Genomic DNA, 1,676 nt, shown 5'->3' on the forward strand with positions numbered 1-1,676 from the left:
GCACGCGAATGGCGGGCCGGCACGCGTGCCGACCCGCCAACTCACTGCGGTTCCATCGAGAGATCCGGGTACCAGGCGTCCTGTGGTCCGCCGTGTGGCCGGTCCGGGACAACCGTCGGTGACGGCTGGCGCGGACCCACGGCTGGTGTGCCTCTCGGGCGTTATCCGTCGCGTGGGTTCCGGAGTATCGATGACGGTGGCTCGGACGGGGAACCGTGACTTCTCTTCCGTCACCGTCCTGGCGTCGTCGTCACCGTGCCCTGAGCATGCCGCGCGGACAGGCGCCCCGGCGATGGGGGGATCCCACAAGGAACCCGGGGACTTGCGGGTGGTTCCCGCCATCGCGTCCCGCCGTGTCGGCGGCGCACGATGAGGAGTTGGGGCCGAACGAGGGCGGGTCGGGTGACCGGTCCCGGCGGACGAGTCGGGCGACCGGGTTCAGTGGTCTCGCCGCGCGGAGCGGGCGAAGGAGAAGGCCGCCGCCCCCACCGCGAGCGCGATCGCCCCGACGCCGATGATCGGCCCGGTCGCGCGTTCCAGCGTCGGGAGCAACGGGGTGGGGTTGGAGAAGGTGAGGATGGGCCACCCGCGCTCCAGGGCCTCGCGGCGCAGCGCCCGGTCCGGGTTGATCACCGTCGGATGCCCGACCTCCTCGAGCATCGGCAGGTCGGTGGAGGAGTCGGAGTAGGCGTACGAGGCCTCCAGGTCGTAGCCGTAGCGCCGGGCGAACGCCCGGATCGCCTCGGCTTTGCCCGGTCCCTGGCAGTAGAACTCGATGGACCCGCCGTACCGCCCGTCGGCGTCGCGGTTCATGCGGGTGCCGGCGTAGTGGTCCACGCCGAGCATCCGGGCGATCGGCGCCACCAGTTCCTCACCGGAGGCGGACACGATCACCAGGTCGTGCCCGAGCGCCCGGTGCTCGGCGAGCAGTTCCTGCGCCTCGGCGTACACGGTCGGCGAGACGGTCTCCGTGAGTCCTTCGGTGACGATGCGCTCGACCTTCTCGGGCTCCCACCCCTTGGTGGCCGTGGCCATGGCCTGGCGCACCTTCTGCATCTGGTCGTCGTCGGCGTCGGAGAGGCTGAACGCGAGCTGCGTGTAGGCCAGATCGATCACCGATCGGCGGGACAACAGACCCTCGTCGAGGAAGGATTTGTTGAACGCGAACACCGACGAGGTGGCGATGATCGTCTTGTCGAGGTCGAAGAACGCGGCGACCCGGCGAGGTCGGTGCGATGACCGAGGGCCCTGGCGGCGTGGGGCGGACACGGCTCCACGATACGGTTCTTGTGCTCACCGCGCGGATAAGTGATACTGATCACGCTCGTGAGAGCATCCCCCTATAGGTGCTCGATTCGTTCCCCCACGAATCGGGACTTCGAGAAACCGCGGCGTCCCCCTGCCGCGGTTTCTCCCATTTCGGGCGGGGTCCGCGGCCCGGGGTGTCCGGGTCGGGGACCCCGGGTCCCGGCGTGTTGTCCACAGCCCCCGGCCTCTCCACAGCCGCCCCCGGGACACTGCATCGGGCCGGGTCCGCCGACCGGTGGGTGCGCCACGCTGTGCCCGTGACCCAGAGCCCTCGCGCAGCGCACGACACAGTCCCCGACCCTCCCGCGGGCAGGACCGTCGCGGTCGACGTGACCGACCCGGACCTCGACGCCGATGTCCGCGCCGTG

The 1,676-nt window shown here is 70.6% G+C and carries 1 protein-coding gene; it reads right to left on the bottom strand.

What is annotated here, in order from left to right; genetic code table 11:
• Window positions 1–438 precede the first annotated feature (438 nt).
• Window positions 439–1,269, bottom strand: a complete 831-nt coding sequence (locus G6017_RS08840; RefSeq protein ID WP_179524420.1) for an HAD family hydrolase — start codon at window positions 1,267–1,269, stop codon at window positions 439–441.
• Window positions 1,270–1,676: the final 407 nt, after the last annotated feature.

This window comes from Dietzia sp. B44, assembly GCF_014145245.1.
Lineage (GTDB): Bacteria > Actinomycetota > Actinomycetes > Mycobacteriales > Mycobacteriaceae > Dietzia > Dietzia natronolimnaea.